Annotated in this window: 26 protein-coding genes; 11 read left to right on the top strand and 15 right to left on the bottom strand. The window is 68.6% G+C overall.

Features of this window, described 5'->3' with window-relative positions; translation table 11 throughout:
- Window position 1 precedes the first annotated feature (1 nt).
- Together BLS34_RS15105 and BLS34_RS15100 are read right to left on the bottom strand one after the other, a co-directional pair.
- The gene (locus tag BLS34_RS15105) at window positions 2-1,030 is read right to left on the bottom strand and encodes a TRAP transporter substrate-binding protein (RefSeq protein ID WP_093151507.1); all 1,029 of its coding nucleotides are present in this window, start codon (window positions 1,028-1,030) and stop codon (window positions 2-4) included.
- A 114-nt stretch (window positions 1,031-1,144) separates the two neighbouring features.
- Window positions 1,145-1,909 carry a GntR family transcriptional regulator gene (locus tag BLS34_RS15100; protein ID WP_093151504.1) on the bottom strand — a complete coding sequence of 255 codons (765 nt, stop codon included), beginning with the start codon at window positions 1,907-1,909 and terminating at the stop codon, window positions 1,145-1,147.
- Between the two features lie 299 nt (window positions 1,910-2,208).
- On the opposite strand from BLS34_RS15100, the gene BLS34_RS15095 reads away from it, so the two are divergent.
- The 5 genes from BLS34_RS15095 to BLS34_RS15075 all read left to right on the top strand — a co-directional run bounded on the left by BLS34_RS15095 (window position 2,209) and on the right by BLS34_RS15075 (window position 6,294).
- Window positions 2,209-3,318 carry a 5-methyltetrahydropteroyltriglutamate--homocysteine S-methyltransferase gene (locus BLS34_RS15095; RefSeq protein WP_028794370.1) on the top strand — a complete coding sequence of 370 codons (1,110 nt, stop codon included), beginning with the start codon at window positions 2,209-2,211 and terminating at the stop codon, window positions 3,316-3,318.
- Between the two features lie 74 nt (window positions 3,319-3,392).
- Window positions 3,393-4,436, top strand: a complete 1,044-nt coding sequence (locus BLS34_RS15090; RefSeq protein WP_028794371.1) for a hypothetical protein — start codon at window positions 3,393-3,395, stop codon at window positions 4,434-4,436.
- A gap of 102 nt (window positions 4,437-4,538) precedes the next feature.
- The gene (locus BLS34_RS15085; RefSeq protein ID WP_028794372.1) at window positions 4,539-5,009 is read left to right on the top strand and encodes a chemotaxis protein CheW; all 471 of its coding nucleotides are present in this window, start codon (window positions 4,539-4,541) and stop codon (window positions 5,007-5,009) included.
- 44 nt (window positions 5,010-5,053) lie between these two features.
- A complete protein-coding gene (locus BLS34_RS15080; protein ID WP_028794373.1) occupies window positions 5,054-5,431 on the top strand; it encodes a response regulator in 378 nt (125 codons plus the stop codon).
- 29 nt (window positions 5,432-5,460) lie between these two features.
- Window positions 5,461-6,294, top strand: a complete 834-nt coding sequence (locus BLS34_RS15075; RefSeq protein WP_028794374.1) for a CheR family methyltransferase — start codon at window positions 5,461-5,463, stop codon at window positions 6,292-6,294.
- A gap of 80 nt (window positions 6,295-6,374) precedes the next feature.
- On the opposite strand, the gene BLS34_RS15070 is transcribed toward BLS34_RS15075, so the two are convergent.
- Genes BLS34_RS15070 through BLS34_RS15055 form a run of 4 tightly spaced genes read right to left on the bottom strand, consistent with a single transcriptional unit; the run spans window position 6,375 to window position 11,511 of the window.
- Entirely contained in the window at window positions 6,375-6,944 is a 570-nt protein-coding gene (locus tag BLS34_RS15070; RefSeq protein WP_051244644.1) for a sarcosine oxidase subunit gamma, read from the bottom strand.
- Window positions 6,937-9,966 carry a sarcosine oxidase subunit alpha family protein gene (locus BLS34_RS15065; RefSeq protein WP_093151501.1) on the bottom strand — a complete coding sequence of 1,010 codons (3,030 nt, stop codon included), beginning with the start codon at window positions 9,964-9,966 and terminating at the stop codon, window positions 6,937-6,939. Before BLS34_RS15065 ends, BLS34_RS15070 begins: the two co-directional genes overlap by 8 nt.
- Entirely contained in the window at window positions 9,963-10,241 is a 279-nt protein-coding gene (locus BLS34_RS15060) for a sarcosine oxidase subunit delta (RefSeq protein ID WP_175474245.1), read from the bottom strand. The genes BLS34_RS15065 and BLS34_RS15060 overlap by 4 nt, the downstream gene beginning before the upstream one ends.
- A 13-nt stretch (window positions 10,242-10,254) precedes the next feature.
- Entirely contained in the window at window positions 10,255-11,511 is a 1,257-nt protein-coding gene (locus tag BLS34_RS15055) for a sarcosine oxidase subunit beta family protein (RefSeq protein WP_093151500.1), read from the bottom strand.
- A gap of 170 nt (window positions 11,512-11,681) precedes the next feature.
- Between BLS34_RS15055 and BLS34_RS15050 the strand changes: the two genes are divergently transcribed.
- Window positions 11,682-12,068, top strand: coding sequence for an MAPEG family protein (locus BLS34_RS15050; protein WP_093151497.1), 387 nt, complete (start codon window positions 11,682-11,684; stop codon window positions 12,066-12,068).
- A gap of 34 nt (window positions 12,069-12,102) precedes the next feature.
- On the opposite strand, the gene BLS34_RS15045 is transcribed toward BLS34_RS15050, so the two are convergent.
- The 3 genes from BLS34_RS15045 to BLS34_RS15035 form a co-directional block, all read right to left on the bottom strand.
- The gene (locus BLS34_RS15045) at window positions 12,103-13,419 is read right to left on the bottom strand and encodes a lipopolysaccharide biosynthesis protein (protein ID WP_093151494.1); all 1,317 of its coding nucleotides are present in this window, start codon (window positions 13,417-13,419) and stop codon (window positions 12,103-12,105) included.
- A 91-nt stretch (window positions 13,420-13,510) separates the two neighbouring features.
- The gene (locus BLS34_RS15040) at window positions 13,511-14,674 is read right to left on the bottom strand and encodes an NAD(P)/FAD-dependent oxidoreductase (protein ID WP_093151492.1); all 1,164 of its coding nucleotides are present in this window, start codon (window positions 14,672-14,674) and stop codon (window positions 13,511-13,513) included.
- On the bottom strand, window positions 14,671-15,429 hold the full coding sequence (locus BLS34_RS15035; RefSeq protein ID WP_038014037.1) for an NAD kinase: 759 nt from the start codon (window positions 15,427-15,429) through the stop codon (window positions 14,671-14,673). Before BLS34_RS15035 ends, BLS34_RS15040 begins: the two co-directional genes overlap by 4 nt.
- A gap of 174 nt (window positions 15,430-15,603) precedes the next feature.
- Between BLS34_RS15035 and BLS34_RS15030 the strand changes: the two genes are divergently transcribed.
- Window positions 15,604-16,092, top strand: coding sequence for a molybdopterin-guanine dinucleotide biosynthesis protein A (locus BLS34_RS15030; protein ID WP_093151489.1), 489 nt, complete (start codon window positions 15,604-15,606; stop codon window positions 16,090-16,092).
- A 261-nt stretch (window positions 16,093-16,353) separates the two neighbouring features.
- Here the strand turns inward: BLS34_RS15030 and moaA are convergent, their stop codons facing one another.
- A complete protein-coding gene (gene moaA / locus BLS34_RS15025; protein WP_093151487.1) occupies window positions 16,354-17,400 on the bottom strand; it encodes a GTP 3',8-cyclase MoaA in 1,047 nt (348 codons plus the stop codon).
- Window positions 17,401-17,481: 81 nt separating this feature from the next.
- On the opposite strand from moaA, the gene mobA reads away from it, so the two are divergent.
- Both mobA and BLS34_RS15015 read left to right on the top strand, forming a co-directional pair.
- Entirely contained in the window at window positions 17,482-18,132 is a 651-nt protein-coding gene (gene mobA, locus BLS34_RS15020; RefSeq protein WP_093151484.1) for a molybdenum cofactor guanylyltransferase MobA, read from the top strand.
- Window positions 18,133-18,277: 145 nt separating this feature from the next.
- Entirely contained in the window at window positions 18,278-18,601 is a 324-nt protein-coding gene (locus BLS34_RS15015) for a hypothetical protein (RefSeq protein ID WP_028794385.1), read from the top strand.
- A 117-nt stretch (window positions 18,602-18,718) separates the two neighbouring features.
- On the opposite strand, the gene BLS34_RS15010 is transcribed toward BLS34_RS15015, so the two are convergent.
- The 3 genes from BLS34_RS15010 to bdcA all read right to left on the bottom strand — a co-directional run bounded on the left by BLS34_RS15010 (window position 18,719) and on the right by bdcA (window position 21,858).
- Entirely contained in the window at window positions 18,719-19,510 is a 792-nt protein-coding gene (locus BLS34_RS15010; protein WP_028794386.1) for a citryl-CoA lyase, read from the bottom strand.
- 21 nt (window positions 19,511-19,531) lie between these two features.
- On the bottom strand, window positions 19,532-21,082 hold the full coding sequence (locus BLS34_RS15005) for a class I adenylate-forming enzyme family protein (RefSeq protein WP_093151482.1): 1,551 nt from the start codon (window positions 21,080-21,082) through the stop codon (window positions 19,532-19,534).
- Between the two features lie 62 nt (window positions 21,083-21,144).
- Window positions 21,145-21,858 (bottom strand): SDR family oxidoreductase, encoded by a 714-nt coding sequence (gene bdcA, locus BLS34_RS15000; RefSeq protein WP_093151479.1) that lies wholly within the window; start codon window positions 21,856-21,858, stop codon window positions 21,145-21,147.
- 74 nt (window positions 21,859-21,932) lie between these two features.
- On the opposite strand from bdcA, the gene BLS34_RS14995 reads away from it, so the two are divergent.
- The gene (locus tag BLS34_RS14995) at window positions 21,933-22,514 is read left to right on the top strand and encodes a TetR/AcrR family transcriptional regulator (protein ID WP_028794389.1); all 582 of its coding nucleotides are present in this window, start codon (window positions 21,933-21,935) and stop codon (window positions 22,512-22,514) included.
- On the opposite strand, the gene BLS34_RS14990 is transcribed toward BLS34_RS14995, so the two are convergent.
- On the bottom strand, window positions 22,505-23,245 hold the full coding sequence (locus tag BLS34_RS14990; RefSeq protein ID WP_093151476.1) for a Rossmann-like domain-containing protein: 741 nt from the start codon (window positions 23,243-23,245) through the stop codon (window positions 22,505-22,507). The genes BLS34_RS14995 and BLS34_RS14990 overlap by 10 nt on opposite strands.
- 10 nt (window positions 23,246-23,255) lie before the next feature.
- A complete protein-coding gene (locus BLS34_RS14985) occupies window positions 23,256-23,438 on the bottom strand; it encodes a DUF3553 domain-containing protein (RefSeq protein WP_028794391.1) in 183 nt (60 codons plus the stop codon).
- Window positions 23,439-23,560: 122 nt separating this feature from the next.
- Here BLS34_RS14985 and BLS34_RS14980 point away from each other — a divergent pair, with 122 nt between their 5' ends.
- The gene (locus tag BLS34_RS14980) at window positions 23,561-24,172 is read left to right on the top strand and encodes a histidine phosphotransferase family protein (RefSeq protein WP_084618833.1); all 612 of its coding nucleotides are present in this window, start codon (window positions 23,561-23,563) and stop codon (window positions 24,170-24,172) included.
- The last annotated feature ends 3 nt before the right edge of the window (window positions 24,173-24,175 follow it).

Below are 24,175 nucleotides of genomic sequence, written 5' to 3'. Positions count from 1 at the left end.
GTTACTTGGTCTCGGCGGCCACCAGGTCGCGGGCGTCCATCACCATGCCGGCGCCGTCCATGCCCTTGCCGTCCATCTCGGCGATCCAGCCGTCGACCACCGGCGTGGCCGCTTCCTTCCAGCGCGCGGTCTCGGCCGCGTCCAGGGTGATGATGGTGTTGCCGGCCTGCTGCGCCTTGGCCATGCCGATCTTGTCGACCTCGTCCATGGCCCGGCCGGCCAGGCGGGCGGCCTCGACGCCGGAATTGTCGTCGATCACCTTCTTCAGATCGTCGGGCAGGGCGTCGTAGCGCGCCTTGTTCATGGCGAACAGGAACGTGGCGGTATACAGACCGCGGTCGCCCTCGAAGCCGGTGTGGTTGCCGACCAGTTCGGCCATCTTCAGCGGCAGGGTGACCTCCCACGGGATCACCGCGCCGTCGATCACGCCCTTGGACACCGCCTCGGGCACGGCCGGGACCGGCATGCCGATCGCCACCGCGCCGAGCTGCTCCAGCATGCCCGTGATCACCCGGGTCGGGCCGCGCAGCTTCATGCCCTTGAGGTCCTCAAGCGAGCTGACCGGCGCCTTGGAGTGGATCAGGCCCGGGCCGTGGGTGTGCACGGCGAGCACCTGCATGCCGGGGAAGTCGTTCTGCATGTGCTTGTCGGCGTATTTCTGGAACGCGACCGAGGTCTCCTCGGCGGTCGCCACCATGAACGGCAGCTCGAACGCCTCGGCGCGCGGGAAGCGGCCCGGGGTGTAGCCCATCACCGTCCAGATGATGTCGACCGCGCCGTCGGTCACCTGCTGCGCGAGCTCCGGCGGCTTGCCGCCGAGCTGCATGGAGGGATAGTGCTCGACCTTGATGCGGCCGCCGGACTGGGTCTGTACCCGCTCGATCCACGGGTTGATGAACTTGTCGGGAATGGCGGCCTTCAGCGGCAGAAGCTGGTGCAGCTTCAGGGTGACGTCCTGGGCGCCGGCCGGCGCGGCGACAGCGAGCATGCCGGCGGCGACAAGCCCGGCGGACAGCAGTTTCTTCAGCATTGCGTGGTCCTCCCCACTGGTTGCGTTTTTTTGAGTATTGTCTGGAACGCGTCCGATTTCAGTCACGTCACCATATTCGCCCCGGACTGTCGATGATGCTGGGCATGCGCCCGCTCACCCGCTGATCAGCGACAGTCCCGGAACCTTGTTGATCAGTTTGGTATCCTCGATCATCACGTCCAGATTGGTCCGGGCGAGCCTGGCGTGTTCCCGGGCAATGGCCTCGGCGCGCGCACCCTCGCGCATCTCGATCGCATTGACGATGGCGCGATGCTGGGCCTGGGCGACCAGAAGCGATACGCGGATTTCCGGCATCTCTGCCTGGGCGGTGATGAAGGCGTTGGGGGCGGCGAAGGGCAGGCGCATCACCCGCTCCAGCTCCCGACGGATGGTCTCGCTGCCCGACAGCGTGTGCAGCAGGTCGTGGAACTCCCCGTTGCGCGCGATATAGACCGCGAAGTCGGTCCGTTTCGGGTCGGCGACCACATGGTCGAGCTCGGCGAGCAGGCTGTGCATGGTCTGCAGTCGCGCGGCGGGGACACCGCGTTCCGCGGCGATGCGGGCCGCCACCCCTTCCAGCGCGCCGCGCAGTTCGATCGCGTCGGCGACATCGACCTGGGTGAAGCTGCGCACGGTATAGCCACCCGAGGGGATGGCCTCGACCACACCTTCCTGGTCGAGCTGGGCCAGGGCGGCGCGGATCGGCGTGCGGGAAATGCCGAGGCGGCCGGACAGGGTCACCTCGGACAGCCGGACACCGGGGCCCACCTCGCCGGAGAACACCAGCTCGCGGATGCCAAGCAGCGCCTTGAGGCTCTGGGAGGTGCCGCGCTCCCGGCGGGGGGAGGTGCCGCGCTCGCGCCGGGCCGAAGTCGCCATGGCTCAGGCCGCTCCCGCCGGTCGTGTCTTGTATACAAAATGGGTGGTGCGGGTCGGACGTTTCAGGCGGATCGGCGCGCAGAACGGGGAACAAGAGGGAACGTCGCCGGACCGGTCCGCGCCAAGATCGGCTGCAAGACCCGGTTCGAAGGCCGGTTTCAGGTCCGGTTCGAGGTGGCGTGCCATCCTGTTTCCTCCCGATCGTCTCTTGCAATCGTATACTCGCTGTATACAACTTAAGGGAAAGGCAAAGCAATCAGCTCTGTCGAAACCGACAAGAACGACATGGAGGAAACACCATGACGACGCCGACTCCGCCCTTCCGCGCCGACGAGGTCGGCAGCCTCCTGCGCCCGGCCGAGCTGAAGACCGCGCGGGCCGATTTCGCGGCCGGAAAGCTCGATGCGGCCGGACTGAAGACGGTGGAGGACGACTGCATCCGACACGTCGTCGCCCGCCAGGAGCAGGTCGGGCTGCAGGCGGTCACCGATGGTGAGTTCCGCCGCTCATGGTGGCATTTCGATTTCCTGGCAGGACTCGACGGGGTCGAGCTGGTGCAGGGCGCGAAGGCGATCCAGTTCTCCGGCGTGCAGACCAAGTCGGAGAGCATCGGCGTCACCGGCAAGGTCGGCTTCTCCGACCATCCGATGCTGGAGCATTTCAAGTTCCTGAAGAGCGTGACCAAGGTCACCCCGAAGATGACGATCCCGTCGCCGTCGGTGCTGCATTTCCGCGGCGGCCGGGACGCGATCTCCAAGGAGGTCTATCCGGATATCGAGTCGTTCTACGCCGATACCGCGGAGGCCTATGCCCAGGCGGTGCGCAGTTTCTACGACGCCGGTTGCCGCTACCTGCAGTTCGACGACACGGTCTGGGCCTATCTGTGCTCGGAGAAGGAGCGTCAGGCGGTGCGCGACCGGGGCGAGGATCCCGACGCCCTGAAATCGGCCTATGCCGGGATGATCGCCCACGCCCTGAAGGCCAAGCCCGCGGACATGGCGATCACCACCCATGTCTGCCGCGGCAATTTCCGCTCGAGTTGGATCTCCGAAGGCGGTTACGAGCCGGTGGCGGAGATGCTGCTGGGCGAACTGGACTACGACGGCTACTTCCTGGAATACGACACCGAGCGAGCCGGCGGCTTCGAGCCGCTGCGCTTCCTGCCCAAGGGCAAGAAGAAGGTCGTACTCGGCCTGGTGACCTCCAAGTTCGGCGAGCTGGAGAACCGCGACGGCGTCCATGCCCGGGTCGAGGAGGCGTCGAAATTCGCCCCGATCGACCAGTTCTGCCTCAGCCCGCAATGCGGCTTCGCCTCCACCGAGGAGGGCAACATCCTGTCCGAGGAGGAGCAGTGGCGGAAGCTCGGGTTCATCGTCGAGGTCGCCAAGGATATCTGGGGCGAAGCCTGATCCCCGCGGCCCGATAGTATTAACCGGTTCTTTACAGTGTCGGCCTAGAGTTCCTCCCGATCCTGGAGGAATTTATGGCCGACCCTGTGCACATGGACGCAAACGCACCCAAGACCTACGACTTCGGCGCCTCTGAGGCCGCGGTCGATCGGCTGTACGCCCTGCCGCTTCACGACGTCCCGCTTCAGACCCTCGGGCTGAAGAAGGCGACGATGATCAAGAACGCCCATCTGGAGAGCGTGCTCGAGCTGTTCCGCGGCGACGGCATCGGCAGCGGCCAGATCCGTATCGACGAGATCCCGCAGTTCTTCACCCAGGACCCCAAGGCCCTGGAGGAGGACGTGGAGATCCTGCGGCGTCTGGCCGAGCTGGAGAGCTTCGACGTGTTCTCCCTGCGCATCGAGCTGCGCCGCATCAATGTCGACTTCACCGGCACCGAGGCGCTGAACCTGTCGCCCGAGAAGCGCGCCGAGCTGTCGGAATACATGGCCTCCTTCACCCGGCCGCTGATCATGAAGATCTACGGCCAGCAGCAGGACGCCTCGGAGGCCAGCGAGCTGATCGATCTGGTCCGCAAGCCCAACCGCGAGGACGCGATGCGGGCGCTGAAGGAGCTGGCCGACACCCTGAAGATCGAGCTGGAAGACGTGCCGAAGTTCCTGGAGGAGTGCGGCGACGTGTTCCTCAGCCTGAGCTATTTCCGCGACGCGCTGGACGAGGTGACCGGCGCGATCCCCGACATGATCGACTGGATGAACGACCTGAAGGACAATTTCCAGGTCCGCTCCGACCCGGCCAACCAGCGGGTGATCTCCGAGATCGCGTCCGATCTGACCGACATCTCCACCAGCCTGGTCGGCCGCTTCGACATGTTCGACCAGCGCTCCCAGAAGCTGTGGGACGACATCGACCCGCATGCCTTCGAGAATTTCCGCGATTTCGTGCGCGACCACCACGTGTCGCTGGCCGCCGTGCTGTGCGGCCTGACCGTGAAGATGAAGCTCTGGGCCGAGCGGTTCCCGTCGCGCGGCGGCGCGCCGATGAAGCGCATCGAGTTCATCAAAGGCGAGATGCTGCCGGGCCTTGCGCGCATCAAGAAACGCGAGACCGGTCATTGACCCTGCAAAGATAAAATCTTCGCTGTTAACCTTTCATTGGGGTCTCGCCGGTAGAGTCCCATCAGAACGAAGCGGACAGTTCCGCCGGACAGGAGATCGACCATGAATGCGCTCACCCCGCAGGCCAGCGACACCGGGAACGCCATGACCCTGGCTGATGTCGTCCAGTTCGTCACCGTGAAGGTCGGCAAGCAGAGCTTCGGCATTCCGGTCCTCGACGTCGAGGACATCATCGGCCCGCAGCCGGTGACCCGCGTGCCGTTGTCGCTGCCGGTGATCCGCGGGTCTCTGAACCTGCGCGGCCGCATCGTGACCGCCGTCGATCTGCGCACGCGCCTGTCGATGCCGAAATCCGAGAGCGATCACCACATGAACGTGGTCGTGGAGTACAAGGGCGACCTGTACAGTCTGGTGGTCGACGAGGTCGGCGATGTCCTGAACATCCACGACGCCTCGATCGACCCGCATCCGGCCACGATGTCCGCCAAGCTCCGTGAGGTCTCCAACGGGATCCACAAGCTCGACGGCGAACTGCTGGTCCTGCTGGACGTCTCCGAAATTCTCACTTTCTGACTGTCTGCCCGGGACCCCCGATCCCGTTTGCCGGAGGTTTTGTCATGCCTATCTGCCTGATCGTCGATGATTCCTCGGTCGTCCGCAAAGTCGCACGTCGCATCGTGGAGAAGTTCGGTTACGAGGTCGCCGAGGCGGCCGACGGCACCGACGCCCTCGACTATGTGAACTCCCACCCGATGCCGGAAGCGATCCTGCTCGACTGGAACATGCCGCAGATGCAGGGCATCGACTTTCTGGAAAGCCTCCGCAAGATGCCGAACGGCAAGGATCCCAAGGTGGTGTTCTGCACCACCGAGAACGACCTGGCCAAGATCAGCCGCGCTTTGTGGGCCGGTGCCGACGAATACATCATGAAGCCCTTCGACGAGGACATCCTCGCCACGAAGTTCGCGACCGTGGGCCTCCGCTCCGCCGCCTGATCCGCAACGCCAGCGTCCAGGGGGTCGCCATGAACAAAGCTGATTTCGAGCATTTTATCGGATTTCTCAAAACCAAGGCTGGAATCGTCATCACGACGGAGAAGGCCTATCTGGTGGAGAACCGGCTGGCGCCGATCGCCCGCAAGCACGGCATGGCGGATGCCAACGAGGTCCTGACCAAGATCCGCCAGATGCCGTCCGCCGCGCTGGTCAGCGACGTGCTCGACGCGATGACCACGAACGAGACCCTGTTCTTCCGCGACCAGCGGCCGTTCGACCAGTTCCGCGACAATGTCCTGCCGGCGCTGATGGAGCGCAATGCCGCTTCCAAGCGGATCCGCATCTGGTGCGCGGCCTGTTCCAGCGGCCAGGAGCCGTATTCGCTGGCCATGATGTTCAACGAATTGGGTCCCAAGGTCGCCGGGTGGCGCCTGGAGATCGTCGGCACCGACATCTCCAAGACCATCCTGGAGCGTGCCCGCAAGGCCGAGTACTCCCAGTTCGAGGTCCAGCGCGGCCTGCCGATCACCATGCTGGTGAAGTATTTCGAGCAGAAGGGCGAGGCCTGGCACCTGAAGGCCGACATCAAGAACAAGGTGTCGTTCCGCGAGTTCAACCTGCTGGAAAACCCGCGCGCGCTCGGTCAGTTCGACGTGGTGTTCTGCCGCAACGTGCTGATCTACTTCGATCATCCGACCAAGGCGGAGATCCTGGCCCGCATCGCCGGCGTCATGCCGGCGGACGGACACCTGTTCCTCGGCGGTGCCGAGACGGTGCTGGGTGTGTCCGACAAGTTCGCCGCCGCCCCGGGTCTGCGCGGCATCTACGTACCGACCGCCAAGGCCGCCGCCCGCGCGGCCTGATCCTCCACCTTATTTTCCGTCATCCCGGCCCGCCCCCGGATCAAGCCCGCGGCCGTCCGGGATGACGGCTTGTTTTTGAACTAAGCCCCCACCGCCACGCCGTATTGCCGCCCGGCGGCGATCAGCCGTTCGGCCAGGCTGTGCGCATAGCCCCGCGCCATATGCAGGTCGAATGTCGCCGTGCCCAGCCGCCGGTCGAGCGTCACCGGCACATGGAACAGCGCGGTCGACGCCACCCGGTCCTCGGCGAAGGCGCGCGGATGCAGGTCGATCCCGGTCCCGCCTGCCAGCACGTCGCGCGCCCGTGGCCCGGACAGGCGCAGGGTGGTCCGCCCGTGGCTCTGGTCGACCAGAGCCGCGCCGCCGCACCGCTCCCGCAGCAGCGCCATCAGGTCGTCCGGTCCGGCGGACAGCGCCATCCAACGCCCCGGCGCCAGGTTGAGCAGCCGCAGCCCGTCCACCGACACCGCCCGTCCGGGCGCCGGCAGGGGCAGGGCGACGTCGGCGGTCCGCTCCGGTCGGCAGTCGATCTGCACCTGGTCCATCACCCGGGCGGCGATCGTCACGCCGGCCGACGCATCGCTGACGGTCTGCGCGAACAGGCCGGCGACCGGCGACAGCCGGGGCGGCAGGGTCGAAACATCAGCCACGCAGCCGTCCTCCCTCGGGATCGACGAAGACCGGATCGGCGATCCGGACCTCGATTTCCTGCTTTCTCAGGGGGAACAGCGCCCAGACCGTCTCGCCCCTGCGCGTTGGCCCGCCGGACACGAAACCCAAGGCGATCGGGTGGCCCACCGTGGGCGACAGATAGGCGCTGGACGAGACATGCCCCAGCTTCTCCGGACCAAGCTGTCCCGGAGGCACCGGCACCTCGGGGTCGGCCACCAGGATCGCGCCGGCCGGGATGCGCGTCTTGCCGTCCACCGGCACCAGCCCGACCAGCTTGGGCCGCGCCGGGTCGGTGAAGGCCGGCTTGTCGAGCATGCCGCTGCCGACGAACCACTTCTTGCTGCTGGCCATCCGACCCATGCCGGCATCGTCCAGGGTGACCCGGCCGTCCAGCTCGGCATGGGTGACGTGGCCCTTCTCGATCCGCAGAATCGCCATCGCCTCGGTGCCGTAGGGACGCAGGCCGTGCGGCTGGCCGGCGGCGGCCAGCGCCTCCCAGACCCGCGTGCCCCAATCGGCCGGCGCGTTGATCTCGTAGCTCAGCTCGCCGGAGAAGCTGATCCGGAAGATCCGCACCGGCACCCCGGCGATCCGCGCCTCGATGACGCCCATGAAGGGCAGGGCGGCGTCGGACACGTCGGCGCCATCGTCGACGACCGCGGCCAGCACGTCGCGCGCCTTCGGCCCGGCCAGCGCCATCGCCGCCCACTGCTCGGTGACCGAGCAGGCGTGCACGTCCAGCTCCGGCCAGACCACCTGCAGGTACCATTCGATCAGCGCCATGACGTCGCCGGCATGGGCGGTGGTGGTGGTCATCAGATAGTGGTGCTCGCCCAGCCGCGAGGTGGTGCCGTCGTCGTAGACGATCCCGTCCTCGCGCAGCATCAGCCCGTAGCGCGCCTTGCCGACCGCCAGCGTCTTGAAGCCGTTGGCATAGAGCCGGTTCAGCAGCTCGCCGGCATCCGGGCCCTGGATGTCGATCTTGCCCAGGGTGGAGACGTCCACAAGCCCGACGGCGTTGCGCACCGCCTGCACCTCGCGGGTGATGGCGACGTCCATGCTCTGCTTGCCGGCCGGCTCCTCCGGGGCGAGGTAGTATTGCGGCCGCAGCCAGTGCCCCGCCTCCACGAAGGTCGCCCCGTTGGCGGCGTGCCAGTCGTGCAGGGCCGAACGCCGCTCCGGCGTGTGATGGCGCCCCCGGTCGCCGCCGGCGAAGGCGCCCAGGGCGACGGGTGTGTAGGGCGGACGGAAGCGGGTGGTGCCGACCTGCGGGATCGGCTCGCCCCGCGCCTCGGCCATCAGGGCGTGGCCAATGATGTTGGACGTCTTGCCCTGATCCGTCCCCATGCCCAGGGTGGTGTAGCGCTTCAGGTGCTCCACCGACACGAAGCCTTCGCGGTGGGCCAGGGCGATGTCGTCGGCGGTCACGTCGTCCTGCAGGTCGACGAACCGCTTCTTGCCGCTGCCGACGGCCCAGAACGCCTGGATCGGGCGTTGGTCGGGCTCGTCGCTCGCCGGTGTGTCGGGCACGGCGCCCGTGGTGAAGCCCATGGCCTGCGCCATCTCGGCGCCGGCCTTGAACCCGTCCGCGAGACAGGCCGACAGGCTGTACGCCCCGCGCGCCGCACCCACCGAGACATGGGCCTGCCGGGCGGCTCCCGGCACGAAGGCGGCGAGGCCGTCGTCCCAGTCGATCTTGCCGAGCGCGTGGGTGTGCAGATGCACTGCAGGGCTCCACCCGCCGGAAACCGCGAGCAGGTCGCAGGGCTCGAACACCGGCCGGGCGCTGCCGTCCAGCGGGGCGATGTCGCAGCCGATCACCGCGAGCCTTCCATGCACCCGGGTGACGGCGGCGTGGTCGGTCACCTCGATCCCGGCGGCGGCGCAGCGCTCGCGCCAGGCGCTGGGGCCGGCGGGCCGGGTATCGGCCACCTTTATGACCTCGACCCCGGCGGCGCGCAGGTCCAGCGCGGTGCGGTACCCGTCGTCGTTGTTCGCCACCACCACCGCCCGCCGGCCCGGCCGCACGGCGAAGCGGTGCAGGTAGGTGCGCACCGCCCCGGCCAGCATCACGCCCGGCCGGTCGTTATGCGGGAAGGCGATGTGCCGTTCGATGGCCCCGGTGGCCAGCACCACGCGCCCCGCCCGGATATGCCACAGGCGCTGGCGCGGGACGTGGGGCGGCGGGACGGGCAGGTGGTCGGCCACCCGTTCCACCGCGCCGATCATGTTGTCGTCGTAATAGCCGAAGGCGGTGGTGCGGGTGAGGATGCGGACCTCGGGCAGGCTCTCCAGCTCGGCCCGCGCCTGGGCCACCCAGCGCATGGCGGGCACGCCGCCGAGGGTCTCGCGCTCCGAGCGCAGGCGGCCGCCGAGCCCGTCGGTCTCTTCCACCAGGATCACCCGCGCCCCGCTGCGCCCGGCCGTGAGTGCTGCGGCCAGCCCGCTCGGCCCGCCGCCGACCACCAGCACGTCGCAATGGGCCGACTGGCGCTCGTAGGTATCGGGATCGAGCTCGGTGGTCGCCTTGCCCATCCCGGCGGCGGCGCGGATGCGCTTCTCGTAGAAATGCCAGCCGGGGAAGCCCATGAAGGTCTTGTAGTAGAAGCCGGCGACCAGGAAGCGGCCGGCCAGGTCGTTCAGCTCCATGGCGTCGAGGGCGAGCGACGGCCAGCGGTTCTGGCTGGTCGCCTCCAGTCCGTGGAACAGCTCGGCCATGGTGGCCCGCGTGTTCGGCTCCTGCCGTCCGTCCCGGCGCAGCTCGACCAGGGCGTTCGGCTCTTCCGGCCCGGCGCTGAAGATGCCGCGCGGCCGGTGGTATTTGAAGCTGCGCCCGACCAGGGTCACCCCGTTGGCCAGCAGGGCGGAGGCGAGCGTGTCGCCGGCATAGCCCGTGTAGCTCCTGCCGTCGAAGCTGAAGGACAGGGCGCGGCGGCGGTCGATCTCCCCGCCGGTGGGAAGGCGGCAGGCGTTCACGTCCTTGATGCGGCCGAAGATCATTGTGCCGCCTCCAGATCCGCATCCGGCCAGCCGCAGGCGAGTACCTGATGGCTGGTCACGTCGCGCAGCACCTTCACGTAGCGCCGGCAGCCGTGGATGTGGTGCCAGAACTCCAGATGCGGCCCGGCCGGGTTGTCGCGCAGATAGACGTAGTCGTGCCAGTCGGCCGCCGACGCGGTGGCGGGATCGGCCGGGCGGGTCCTGGTCGCATCCCCGGCATAGGAGAACTCGTCCTGGTCGCGCGGGCCGCAATGGGGGCAGGTGATCCGGATCATGGTCGCATGTCCCTCAATGCAGCTTCGGGGTCGGCCCCTTGCCGCCCTCGTCCAGCAGGTATCCGGTCTCGAACCGCTCCAGTCCCATTTCCCGGTTGGTCTCGTGCGGCGCGTCATGGGCGATGGTATGGGCGAAGGCGTAGCCCGAGCCCGGGGTCGCCTTGAACCCGCCATAGCACCAGCCGGCATTGAGATAGAGGTTGTCGACCGGCGTCTTGGAGATGATCGGGCTGCCGTCCATCGACATGTCCATGATCCCGCCCCAGCTCCGCAGGATCCGCACCCGCGACAGGTACGGCATCATCGCCAGCCCGTTGGCCATGACGTTCTCGACCACCGGCAGGTTGCCGCGCTGGGCGTAGGAATTGTGGAAGTCGATATCGCCGCCCAGCACCAGCCCGCCCTTGTCCGACTGGCTGATGTAGAAATGCCCGGCGCCGTAGGTGACGACCCCGTCGATCAGCGGCTTCAGCGGCTCCGACACGAAGGCCTGGAGCACGTGGCTCTCGATCGGCAGCTTCAGGCCGAGCATGGCGGCGACCCGCGAGGTGTTGCCGGCCACCGCCATCCCGACCCGGCCGCAGCCGATGGTGCCGCGGCTGGTCTTCACGCCGGTGATCCGGTCGCCGTCGCGCTCGAAGCCGGTGACCTCGCAGTTCTGCAGGATGTCGACGCCGCGCCGGTCGGCCCCGCGGGCGAAGCCCCAGGCGACCGCATCGTGCCGGGCGGTGCCGCCGCGCGCCTGCAGCAGCCCGCCATAGATCGGCCAGCGGGCGTCCTTGGAGTAGTCCAGATGCGGATAGAGTTTCCGCACGCCCTCGCGGTCCAGCAGCTCGGCGTCGATGCCGTTCAGCCGCATCAGGTTGCCGCGTCGGGCGAAGGCGTCCATCTGCCCGTCGCAGTGGCCGAGGTTGAGGACGCCGCGCTGGCTGAACATGACGTTGTAGTTCAGGTCCCGCGACAGGCCCTCCCAGAGCTTGAGGGAGTGCTCGTAGAAATGGGCGTTGCCGTCGAGCATGTAGTTGGAGCGCACGATGGTGGTGTTGCGGCCCACATTGCCGCCGCCGATCCAGCCTTTTTCCACCACCGCCACATTGGTGATGCCGTGGTTGCGCGCCAGGTAATAGGCGGTCGCAAGGCCATGGCCGCCGCCGCCGATGATGATGACGTCATAGGATTTCTTCGGCTCCGGATCGCGCCAGGCGCGGATCCAGCCCTTGTGGCCGCTGAGCCCCTCGCGGATCAGCGAGAAAACCGAATATTCCGCCATCGCCTGTTCCCTCCCGTCGCCGGGCAGTCTGCACCAGGTCGGGGGGCGCTGCGAAGCCGCGATCGGACGAAATTTGCCGTGGAACCGCCACGGCGGCCCAGACGGTGCTTGATCCGGCGGCGGTGGCGGGTCGTAGGATCCGGAACACTTCCCTGACCGGAGCTCGATCGATGATCACGGCCGCCTATGCGGGACTTCTCGGACTTGTCTTCCTGGGGCTCACCGTGCGGGTGGTCAGGCGCCGGGAGGCGGTCAAGGCCGCCCTCGGGGACGGCGGCGACGTCGTGCTCGAACGCCGCATCCGCGCCCACGGCAACTTCGCCGAGTTCGTGCCGTTGGTGCTGGTGCTGATGACCCTGCTGGAGCTGCAGAGCGTCTCGGTCTGGATCCTGCATCTCGTCGGCGCCTGTCTGCTGGTCGGACGGGTAATCCACGGTTTGGCCATCAGCCGGGAAGACGAGGTCCTGGCCGGGAGGGCCGCCGGCATGGCGTTGACGCTGACGGCCCTGGGCGTGGCGTCCGTCGCCGCCCTGCTGCGGGCGTTCGGGGTGATGTGAAGGGGCTCCCTGCGTTCGAGCCGCCGAGGGCGATCTAAATCCGCTCCGGGACCAGCGCGACCATCGGAACGCCAAGCTTCCGGTAGGCCATCACCGCCAGGAAGACGGAGCGGCCCACCACCACCGCGGCGAACACCGAGGCCGCGCCGAGCAGGCCGAACTGCTGCGCCGCGGCGAGCGAGGCTGCGACCATCACCGCCGCCGCGACCAGTTCCGTGGCGAGAACCAGCCGCGCATGACCGCCGTAATCGAGCCAGCGCGGGCACAGCGCGGTGACGGCCTGGAGCGCCAGGGCGGCGGCGACGATCCACACCGCCTCGCGGGCCCGGTCGAAGCCGTCGCCGAACAGGTCCAGCAGCGGGCCGTCCGCCAGGATCAGGATCGCCAGAAGGGGAGCGGCCATCATCAGCGCCTGACGCTGGGCGTGGGCCTGCAGTCGGGTCGCGCTGCGCGACCCCTGGGCCAACGCGTCGGCCAGGGCCGGGCCGTAGATCTGGCGCTGGCAGGTCACGATGATCAGGAAGGCTTGGCACAGGGTGATGGCGGCGGCATACAGGCCGACATCCGCCTTGTCCTCGGCGAAGACCAGGGCGAAGAGCGGCGCCTCGGCGACCAGGGCGACGACAAGGCCGGTCCCCATCATCGGCAGCGACAGGAGCAGCCAGGCGCGGGGTCCGGTGGCCGCGCCGGGTTCGGTGTCCGGCGGCGTCTCGAGCGGCGCGCGTTCGAGGACCGCAAGGTAGGCGGCGAACACGGCCAGGGTGGTCAGTCCGGCGCCGGACAGCAGGATAACGAACATCACGTCGGACAGGTACCAGTCCGATAGGTGGGCGGCGTAGATCATGGTCAGGCCGAGCACCGGGAAGACGAAACGCGCGGGAAGGGCGGCCAGCACCGGGCGGCGGGTGGCCATGAAGGTCTGGGACAGCAGGTCGAGTCCGGCCCAGACCGGCACCAGCAGGACCACGAAGCAGACCGGGTGGTGGCCGTGAATGTCGTCGGGCAGCGTGTCGTAATAGGCTAGGGTCAGGCTCCAGATCCCGGCCGCGGCCAACAGGGACAGGATAACGATGGTGCGGCCGAAGAAGTGGAGATAGGCCGCCGCCCGGGGCGAGCCGGCCAGCCGTTCCGGCAGGAAGCGTCCGGCCGCGCGCGAGCCGCCGAGCCCGACCGCCAGCGAGACGATGAGCATGGCGGAGGCCGCAACCTTCAGGTTGCCGAAGTTCGCCGGCTCCAGCCACCGGGCCATGGCGATGAAGATCAGCGCGTTCAGCCCGTAGCCGACCGCCGCGACCGCCATGACCGGCGGCAGCGCCCTGGTGAAATAGGCGAGGGAGCCTTCCATCCGCATGGCGCATCCCGCCGGTGGCTCGAGCGGAGATTCTACGGCGCCGTGTGTCGGATGGCGAGGATCTTGGTTGTTCCGCCAGTCGGGGGATCAATCAGGCCGTGTTCAGCCCCGGCCGGTCAGGCGCCAGCTCTTCCCGGGTCAGGCCGAGCGCCACCATGTCCTCCGGCACGCCCCGGCCGAGCGCCAGCGCCGCGCTGAAGCGGCCCATGGCCGCACTGGTCTGGATGCCGTAGCCGCCCTGGCCCGCGACCCACAGGAACCCCTCGGCGGCCGGCGCGAAGCCCACCACCGGCGACTTGTCGGCGACGAAGCTGCGCAGCCCGGCCCAGGTCGAATGCGGCCGGTTGATCACGAACAGGGTGTCGGTCTGGATCTTGTCGATGGCCATGGCCACGTCCTCGATCTCCGGCTGGGCGTCGGTCGGCGGCGAGGGGATCTCGTCGGCCGGGCTGCCCATCATCCGCCCGCCCTCCGGGCGCACGTACCAGGTTTCGTCGCACAGATCGGTCATCGCCCAGCGCGAGGGATCGGCGGTGCTGCCGTCGCGCAGGGTGACGTCGAAGGTGAAGGCGGTGCGGCGCTTGGGGATCAGGCCGATCGGGGCGGCCCCCGCCATCTCGCCGACCACGTCGCACCACGCCCCGGCGGCGTTGACGACGATCGGGGCGCTGAAGGTGCCGGCCCGGGTCTCCACATGCCACACGCCGTCGGTCCGGGTCAGGCCCATGACCTCGGCATCGGTGACCACCCGGCCGCCCTTGGCCCGCATTCCGCGCAGGAAGCCCTGCAGGATGGCATGCACGTCCATGTCCATGGCGCCCGCCTCATAGGCGCCGGCGACGATGCGGTCCGGGTCGAGATACGGGGCGACCTCGAACAGCGTCTTGCCGTCCACCCGCTCCATGCTCGGCGACTGCGCCAGCTCGTGAGCCAGGGTGTCCAGCAGCTCCTCGGTGGCGACGGCGACGGCGCCGCGCGGGGTCATCAGCGGCGCCTCGGCGAAGCCGTCCGGCGGGCTTTCCAGGAACGGCCGGGTCGCCTTGTTCAGCTTGCGGATCGTCGCGTTGCCGTAGTTCTCGAAGAACAGCGCCGCCGAGCGTCCGGTGGTGTGGTAGCCGGGCTGGCTCTCGCGCTCCAGCAGGATCACCCTGGCGTCGTCGGCCATGAAATACCCGGCCGAGGCGCCGGCCATGCCGCCGCCGACGATCAGGATATCGGCGGTATTCGGGTGGGCGGTATGCGATTCAGTGGTCATGGGGCGAACTGCTCCATCAGCACGCGTTCCTCAAGATTGTGTTCCGGGTCGTAGAGCACGGTCAGTTCGACATCGCGGTCCTCGCGGACCTCGACCTCGATGACGTCATGCACCTCCATGACGTCGGCGACCGCGTTGATCGGCCGCTTCTCGGGCCGGATCGTCTCGAAATGGATGACGGCGCCGCGCGGCAGCAGGGCACCGCGCCAGCGCCGGGGCCGGAAGGCGCTGATCGGCGTCAGGGCCAGCACGTTGGCGCCCAGCGGAATGATCGGACCATGGGCCGACAGGTTGTAGGCGGTGGAGCCGGCCGGGGTCGCCACCAGCACGCCGTCGCAGACCAGCTCGGCCAGCCGCTCGCGGCCGTCGACGGAGATGCGGATCTTCGCCGCCTGGGCCGAGGCGCGGAACAGCGACACCTCGTTGATCGCCAGCCCCTCGACCCTGGTGCCGTCGCGGCAGATGGCGTGCATCCGCAGCGGGTGCAGGGTGACCGGCTGGGCCTTGTGCAGCCGCTCGATGAGGCCCTCCTCGCGGAACTCGTTCATCAGGAACCCGACGGTGCCCCGGTTCATGCCGTAGATCGGCTTGCCGGCGCCGATGGCGGCGCGCAGGGTCTCCAGCATGTAGCCGTCGCCGCCCAGGGCCACGATCACGTCGGCCCGGGTCGGCGCCACGCTGCCGTAGCGCTCGCACAGGATCTTCTGGGCCTCTCTCGCCTCGTCCGTATTGGCGGCCACGAAGGCGAGGGCCATACTCTCTGTTCCGGCTGTCACAGCTTTTCTCCGTCGCCCGCCTTGCGGTTCGGCGGCACCATAGGCGAAACCGAGGAGAGTGCGCATCCCTCAATCCGCGCGCTGCCCATCATGTCCAGGTCCTCCCGGCGGGGCGGCCGCTGTTCTGGAGACCACGCTGTTTTGGAGACCACAATGCGCATCGCCCTTTTCGCGTTCCTGATCGCCGCCGCCCTGTCCCAGTCCGTCGCCGGTGCCAGCGGTGCCTGGGCGGACGACCGGCACGAGGGTTTCTACTACCCGAAGATCACCTCCTCCGAGGTCTACAAGGCGCGAATCCAGAAGTTGCGCGATTCCGACCGGTCGCGGCGGCTCGGCTTCGTCACCGGCATGGCGGCCGGCGCGCAGGAGAACGCCTATGCCCCGCAGATGGCGTTCTTCGCCAAGGGGCGGGACGCGGAGAAGGCGATTCTCATCGGGCTGGAGGACGGTCGGATGGCGACGCTCTACCGGGCGCGGGCGGTGCTCGCCCTGCTGACGGCGACGGCGCGGGCGACCCCGGTGTTCCGGGATCTGGATCCGGACGGCCAGTACACGTTCCTGGACCTGCTGGCGCTGCTGGGCTTCGAGGAACTGACGGTCAGCGACGGGCGGAGCTACGCGCACCGGATCGAGATCAAATAGCGCGTTCTTCTTCCCCGGCACGCTTCCCGGGTTTGGCGCGCTCCCCGGCCTGGCGCGCTCCCCCAACGCTCTGTGGGTCTATCGCGTTTCCCCGGGCTTAGTACGTTCCCCAGGGCTCGGCCGTTTCCCCGGGCTTGACCCGGGGTCCAGCCATCATCGCGCTGGAGCGTCCGGGCGTTTGTTCCGACGGTTCCGGCTGCTCTTTTTCTGGATCCCGGGGCAAGCCCGGGAAGACGGAAAATGGAAGACGGACGCGTGGGGCTAGCCCCCCGTCACACTCATGTGCCGCGCCACGGCCGGGCTGCGGTGGCGGCGGTCGATGATGAAGTCGTGGCCCTTGGGCTTGCGGGTGATCGCCTCGCGGATCGCCTCGTGCAGCGCGGCGTCGTCGTCGCTCGCCCGCAGCGGCTCGCGCAGGTCGGCGGCGTCGTCCTGGCCCAGGCACATGTACAGCGTGCCGGTGCAGGTCAGCCGCACCCGGTTGCAGCTCTCGCAGAAATTATGGGTCAGCGGCGTGATGAAGCCGAGCCGGCCGCCGGTCTCCGCCACCGACACGTAGCGCGCCGGCCCGCCGGTCTTGTACGGGATGTCGGTCAGGGTGAAGCGCTCGGCGAGGCGCGCGCGCACCGCCGAGAGCGGCAGGTACTGGTCGAGCCGGTCCTCGCCGCCGATATCGCCCATCGGCATGACCTCGATCACGGTCATGTCGTAGCCACGGTCGCCGCACCATTGCAGCATGTCGCCCAGTTCGTCGTCGTTCACGCCCTTCAGCGCCACGGCGTTGATCTTGATGGCGATGCCGGCCCGGTCGGCGGCGTCGAGCCCGGCCATGACCTTGCCGATGTCGCCCCAGCGGGTGATGGCGCGGAACTTGTCCGGATCCAGGGTGTCGATCGACACGTTCAGCCGCTTCACCCCGCAGGCCGCCAGGTCGTCGGCGAAGCGGGAGAGCTGGCTGGCATTGGTGGTGATCGTCAGCTCCTCCAGGCCGCCGCCGTCCAGGCGGGCGCCGAGGCGGCGGATCAGCCACATGATGTCGCGCCGGACCAGCGGCTCGCCGCCGGTCAGCCGCAGCTTCTTCACGCCGAGATCGACGAAGGCGCCGCACAGCCGGTCAAGCTCCTCCAGCGACAGCACGTCCTTCTTCGGCAGGAACGTCATGTTCTCCGCCATGCAGTAGACGCAGCGGAAGTCGCAGCGGTCGGTCACCGAGACCCGCAGATAGGAGATCGCCCGCTGGAACGGATCGATCAGCGGCGCGGGGGCGTCGGTCGAGCGGATCGAAGAGGTGGCGGTTTCGGTCATCATGTCCCGATATATACGACCAGAATAACGGGATCGAAAGGGGGGCACGTTGAATGGACCAAGGGGACACCCCAGATTTTGACCATGGCACCCACAACGCAAACGCGAACTGTCGATTTTCCCCGGACCCATGAGGCGGTGCTGGGCGTGATTCTGGCCGGCGGCCTCGCCCGGCGCATGGGCGGCGGCGACAAGGGCCTCGCCGATCTCGGCGGCCGCACCCTGCTGCAGCGGGTGATCGACCGGCTGGAAGGCCAGGTCGGCGGGCTGGTGTTGAACGCCAACGGCGACCCGGCCCGGTTCGCGGCCTACCGGCTGCCGGTGGTGGCCGACACGGTGGCCGATCATCCGGGACCGCTGGCCGGGATCCTCGCCGGGCTGGAGCATGCGGAGGCGACCGGGTGGTCGTGGATCGCCACGGCGCCGGTCGACACGCCCTACCTGCCGCGCGACCTGGTGGACCGGCTGCTGACCGCGTTGGCGGGCGAGGCGGCGGAGATCGCCTGCGCCGCCTCGGGCGGACGGGTGCATCCGGTGGTCGGGCTGTGGCCGGTCACCCTTATCGGGCCGCTGCGGGCGGCGCTGGAGGTGGACGGGCTGCGCAAGGTCGATGCCTTCGCGACCGGTCGGCGCCGGGCAATCGCCGCCTGGCCGGTGGAGCCGCACGATCCGTTCCTGAACGTCAATTCGCCGGCCGACCTGTTCGAGGTCGCGCATGGGATGCCGGTCGGCTAGAGCGGACCGTGCGCTGACGGGTCCACGTCGTGATCGCGTCGGTGTGCGTCACTCTGCTCTATCTTCTTGTCTGTTGGCCGCCGTCGGTAACAGCTTGCCCTCCGGAGCGGAATGCCGCACGGTTCAGGCCATGATACGCAAACCAATGATCGTACTGACGGCCTGTCTCGGGCTGGTCGCCTGCGGTGAGGACGAGCAGCCCCCGGGGCCGCCGACCTCGACCATCTATGTGCGCAACGAAAGCTCCACCGAAGCCAATCTACGCATCAAGTTCTGGTCCAAGGACTACCTGAAGGTCTCCGCCGGCGACAGCGACGAGATCACCTTCGTCAACGAGGACGGCATCAACGCCGTGCAGGTCGAGGCGAAGACCCGCAAGCAGTGGGACGACTGCTGGGTCACCATGAACGTGGGCCAGACCATCGTCGTCTTCGACGCGATCGAGCGGATCGGCTGCCGCGTCGAGTAGCCCGCGGTTCCGTCCGCCCCCGCCCCATTCGTGACGCCCCAACCGTTACTCCACACCCGTCACCCCTTCCCCGTCATCCTGACCTGCGTCAGGATGACGGTGAGTTGGGGCGCGCCCTCAGGCCCCAGGAACCGTCCCGTCATAGGGGATCGCCGCCTCCGAGGTCTCCCAGATCGTGCGCATGGACGGCTTCTCCTGTTCCTCGCGCACATGGCCGACCAGGCCGGCGCAGCGGGTGATCAGGGCGAAGCCCCGCAGGATCTCCGCCGGCACGCCGCAATCCATCAGCACCGCCGCGATCGCCCCGGTGGCGTTGATCGTGATGTGCTTGCCGTAGACCGCGTCGATCGCCGCGCTCAGCGCCTTCAGGGCGGCGATGTAGGTACCGGACTGGCCATGCTCCTCGGCGAGTTGGAACAGCCGGATCGGCCGCGGGTCGTCGGGCTTGTGCAGGTGGTGGCCGAAGCCGGGCAGGGGCTTGCGGGCGGCCCGGTGCTCCTGGGCGACGCGCGTCGCCGCCGCCTCGATCCCGGCCGGATCCTCCACGATCTCCAGCAGCAGCTGGGCATTGCCCTCCATGGTGCCGACGAAGACGCTGCCGACACCCATCAGCCCCGCCGCCACGCCCGCCTGCATGGCTTCCGGCGCGCTGGAATAAATCAGCCGCGTGGCCAGTGCACTGGGGGTCAGGCCGTGCTCCATCAGGGTGACCAGACAGGCATCGATCATCGCCGTCTCCGCCGCCGAGGGCATGCGGCCGAGCATCTGGAAGACGATCATCTCGGTGAAGCTCAGTTTGCCGATCAGCTCGCTGCACAGGCTCTTGTCGCGGATATAGATATCGTCGTTGGTATGGGTGGCGATGCTGGTCGTCGGCGCGGCCCGTTTTGTGGCCTTTGGGGCGCTCATGCGTTTCCTCCGAATTGAAGATTAGTCGGCGGCCGGCAGCCGCTTCTCGAGTTCGTGGCGCTGGATCTTGCCCGAGGCGGAGCGCGGGAAGGCGTCCATCGCGATGAAGTGGATGCCCTTGGGCTGCTTGTAGCCGGCGAGTTCGGCCCGGCAGCGGGCGTAGAGGTCGGCCTCGGTCAGGCTGTCGTCCTGTTTCGCGACGAAGGCGATGGGGACCTCGCCCCATTTCGGGTCTGGCCGGCGGACGACGGCGGCGTCGATCACCCGCGGGTCGGCCAGGATCACCCGCTCGATCTCGGCCGGGTAGATGTTCTCCCCACCCGACTTGATCAGGTATTTGACCCGATCGACGAAATCGAGGCTGCCGTCCGGGTTGCGGCGGAACACGTCGCCCATGTGGAACCAGCCGTCGCGGAAGTCCGACAGGTTGGTGGTCTCGTTGCGCCAGTAGCCGCTGAACAGGGTCGGGCCGCGCATGGCGAGCTCGCCCGGGGCGCCGTCTGCTACCTCGGCGCCGTCCGGGTCGACGAGCCGGACCTCGCAGAAGATGCTCTGTTCCTTCGACAGGCTCGCGGGCGCCACGCCGATTGGGATCAGCGAGGAGGAACAGGGCGGGCAGCCGGTCTCGGTCGCTCCGAAGGTGTTGGCGTAGGGGGCGTCGAGCAGGCGGGTGATGCGGGCGATCTCCGCCGGCGGCACCAGGTCGGCCATGACGCCGCAGACCTTGATTCCCTTGGCGGTCACGCCCCGCGTCTCGATCTCGGTCGCGAAGCCGCCGACCATGCCCGGCATCAGCAGCAGCCAGCCGATCGGCTCTTCGCGGACCACCTCGGCCAGATGGCCCTGGTCGAAGCCGTCGACGACGATGACCTTGCCGCCGGCCATCAGGGTGCCGATGGAATTGTCGGCCGCCCCCATGTGGTACATCGGCGACCAGGCGACGAAGCTGTCGGCGGCATCGATGGAGAATTCGGCGCGGGTGACCATGTTGCGCACGATCTGGGCGCGATGGCTGATCACCGCCCCCTTGGGCAGGCCGGTGGTGCCGGAGGTGTACAGGATCAGCAGCGGCGCCTCGGGATCGAGGTCTTCCAGGGCGGGCAGGGCGGACGGCGCGGCCGCGGCCAGGGCCGCCTCGTAGGCATCGCCCAGCACCAGGCATTTATCCGCGTACCCCGCGATCTGTGCCAGTTTGTCCGCGTGACGCTCGGACACCAGCACCAGGGACGGCTCGACCAGGCCCAGGCAGTGGGTGAGTTCGGCGGTGGACAGCCGCCAGTTCTGACAGGCCAGCACCGCGCCGGTCATGGCGGCGGCGAGATAGGCCTCCAGGTATTCCCCCCGGTTCTCCGACAGGATGGCGACCCGGTCGCCGGGGCCGATGCCCTTGTCTTCGAGCACCGAGGAGAGCCGGCGGGCGCGGTCGCAGAGATCTGCGTAGGACAGGGTGGCGTCCCGGGTCTGCACCGCCGGCCGGCCGCCGCCGCGGCGCACCTGCTGCAGGAACAGCCCGGCCACCGTGCTCAGGGCACTGCGGGCGATCAGGGCGGAGGCGGAAGGAGCTGGCGTCATGATTCTGGAACCGTAGCGCCTTCCGCCCCCCGGTCAATCGGTCGAGAGGGGCAGGCTCGGCATCAGGCGCCGAAACCGCCGTCGATGGTGTGCATGGCGCCGGTGACGTAGCCCGCCTCCGGACCGGTCAGATAGGCCACCATGCCGGCGATTTCCGCCGGGGTGCCGTGGCGCTTGATCGCCATGAAGCTGTGCATGACGTCGCGCATCGGCCCGTCCGCCGGGTTCATGTCGGTGTCGACCGGGCCGGGCTGGACGACGTTCACGGTGATCCCACGCGGGCCGAGATCCCGGGCCAGGCCGCGAGCCAGGCTCTGCATCGCGGATTTCGTCATGCCGTAGGCCGCACCGCCGGCAAAGGGCACCCGGTCGCCGTTGACCGAGCCGATGATCACGATGCGGCCGCCATCGGCCATGGTCTTCGCCGCCTCGACCGAGGCGTGGTAGGGGCTGCGGATGTTGATATCGATCATCCGGTCGACCCCGTCGGGGTCGAGCTCGACGGCTTCGCCGATCATCGCCACGCCGGCATTGACGACGAGGATGTCGAGCGGGCCGGCCTCGCGGACCGTGCGGGTGGTGGCGTCGCGGCTCGCGCTGTCGGACTGGACGGTCTTGGCGCCGGTCTCCTCGGCGAGCGCCTGTGCCGCGTCGGCGGATCCCGAATAGGTGAAGGTCACGTCGGCTCCGTCGCGGGCCAGCCGGCGGACGATGGCGGCGCCGATCCCCCGGCTTCCGCCGAGAACGAGCGCGCGCTTTTGGGCTAGAGTGGACATCTGCGGTCTCCTTGAGAAAATATGAAGTGAACGCTATATAAATATGAGTGCCGGACTATCAAGGATATTTTGTAGTGAACGATACAAAAAAAATCCGTGGCCGGGGGAGACCGCGTCGGTTCAACGAGTCCGACGCCATCGAAGCCGCCGAGACGCTGTTCCACGAACGCGGCTATGACGGGGTCGGCGTCGCCGAGCTGGGGGCGGCCATGGGAATCGCGCCGCCCAGCCTCTACGCGGCTTTCGGCAGCAAGCTCGGCCTGTTCGAGCGGGCGCTGCTCGCCTACGAGGCGCAGAATGGCGGCATCCTGGCGGAATTCCTGAACCGCGAGGGGCCGGTGGCGGAAGTACTGCCGTTCTTCCTGGAGGAGGCGGCGCGGTTCTATTCCCGGCCCGGCGCGCCCTGCGGCTGCATGGTGCTGAGCGGCACCTGGAACAGCGCCGATGCCGAGGCGGTCGCACTGACCGCCCGGCTCAAGCAGGCCGGCCGGGATCGGATCCGCGACCGCATCGCCCTGGAACGTCCCCAGGATGCCGAGCGGCTGGCGGATTTCACCGTCAGTCTGATGGCCGGTCTGTCGGCGCTGGCGCGCGACGGGGTGGCGCAGGAGCGGCTTGTCGCCGCCGCCCGGGCGGCGGCCCCTGTCTACGCCTGAGGTGCCGTCAGGGTCACCGGCCGCCCGAACCGCTTCAGCGCCTTGGCGCCCGCGCCCTCCATCACCGCGGTGAAGGCGGCCTGCGGCTCGGTCACCACGAAGCCGGCGAGGCGCCGCACCGGGCCGGTCAGCAGGCCGGGACAGAGCGGCACCGACGGGCCGACGACGGAGACGCGGGCCTCGGGCGAGACGGCGGCCAGGATCGCCTCGGCGGTGCCGTTCACCAGCGTGGACGCCGTCATGACAAGGGCCCGGGCCGTGGCGAAGCGGGGGCCGGCATCGGTATAGGCGACCTCGCCCGCGCGCGGGTCGAGCTCGACCACCGTCGCGCCGGGAAACTTGGCGTCCAGGCCGGGGAAGCGGCCGACGATGACGGTGCCGGCCAGCTCTTCCCTGAGCGCCTCCGGGTCCCGCGCCCAGGGGGTCAGGCCGTCGCCCTCCTGCAGGCTTGGGGTGGGCCGGTTCCAGAAGGTGTTGGCGGCGGCGAGGCCGATCGAGCGCTCATAGGGATTGTCGGTCAGGCAGAGCCGGGCAAGGTCGGCCAGCGGCCGGCCGGCATAGGAGCCGGTCTGCGGCGTGGTGTGGGCGCCGGCCATGCCGCGCGGCGACCAGGCGAGGCCGACGGACGCGCCGCACTGCACCGCGGTCCAGTTGAAGCCGACCACGATCCGCTCGGCGACGGCCCCGTCGTCCATTCCGGCGATCGCCGGCGCCAGCAGGCTCTGTCTCATGCGGTGAGGGTCAGTTTGAGCGGGAGGTCGTGTCCGCGGAGAGCAGCATGGCGCGGTCGGTGTTGATCAGCTGCTTGCCCGCATGCTCGAAGTTCACCGTCACGCGCGAGCCGACCACCGACTGGATCTGGCCGAGCCCCCAATCGGGCCGCCCCTCCAATCGCACGTAGCCGCCAGGACTGAGGAATTCCATGTCACTACTCCGAGGCCCTGAAACCGACACCTGAGAATATCAGAGTCTCATAGGGTTATTAACGATTCCTTTAAGATGGATATGGTGGAGATACCGTCGGAACGTGACCTGAGGAGGTCGTCTTGAGCATTTCGCCCCGTCATCTGGACTTGCTGCTGTCGCGCCTGTTCCACGACCTCATCGGCCCGGCGTCCGCGGCGCGCAACGGATTGGAGCTGGTGCGCGAGTTCGGCGCGGACGATGTCGGCGCCGAGGCGATGGACCTGGTCGCCAGTTCGGTCGATCAGGCCGCCGCCCGTCTCACCTTCTTCCGGATGGCGTTCGGCGGTGCGGGCAGCGGCGGGGGAATCGGTTTCCTCGATGCCCGGCCGGTGCTGGCCGACTATCTGAGTCACCGCAAGCTGGAGCCCCGGATCGCCATCGCCGACGGGCTCGCCAAGCCCAGGGCCGGGGTGATCAAGGTGATGCTCGGCCTTGCCGTGGTCGCGGCGGAGAGCCTGCCGCGCGGCGGCATGGTGTCGGTTTCCGTCACGGCGGAGGAGATCCGGATCGGCGCCGAGGGCAACGACGCGACCCTGTCGGACAAGACGCTCCAGGCGCTGTCCGGCGCACTGGAGCCGGAGGACGAGGTGCTGGTGCTGCCGGCGACCGTGGGTGAGACGGCGCGGCGCTTCGACATCGACTACAGCGTGACCGCCACCACGCCGCCCGGCTTCGCCGTCCGACCGGATTAGGGC

This window comes from Thalassobaculum litoreum DSM 18839 (genome assembly GCF_900102465.1).
GTDB lineage: Bacteria > Pseudomonadota > Alphaproteobacteria > Thalassobaculales > Thalassobaculaceae > Thalassobaculum > Thalassobaculum litoreum.
This window is presented reverse-complemented; position numbering and strand designations above follow the sequence as displayed.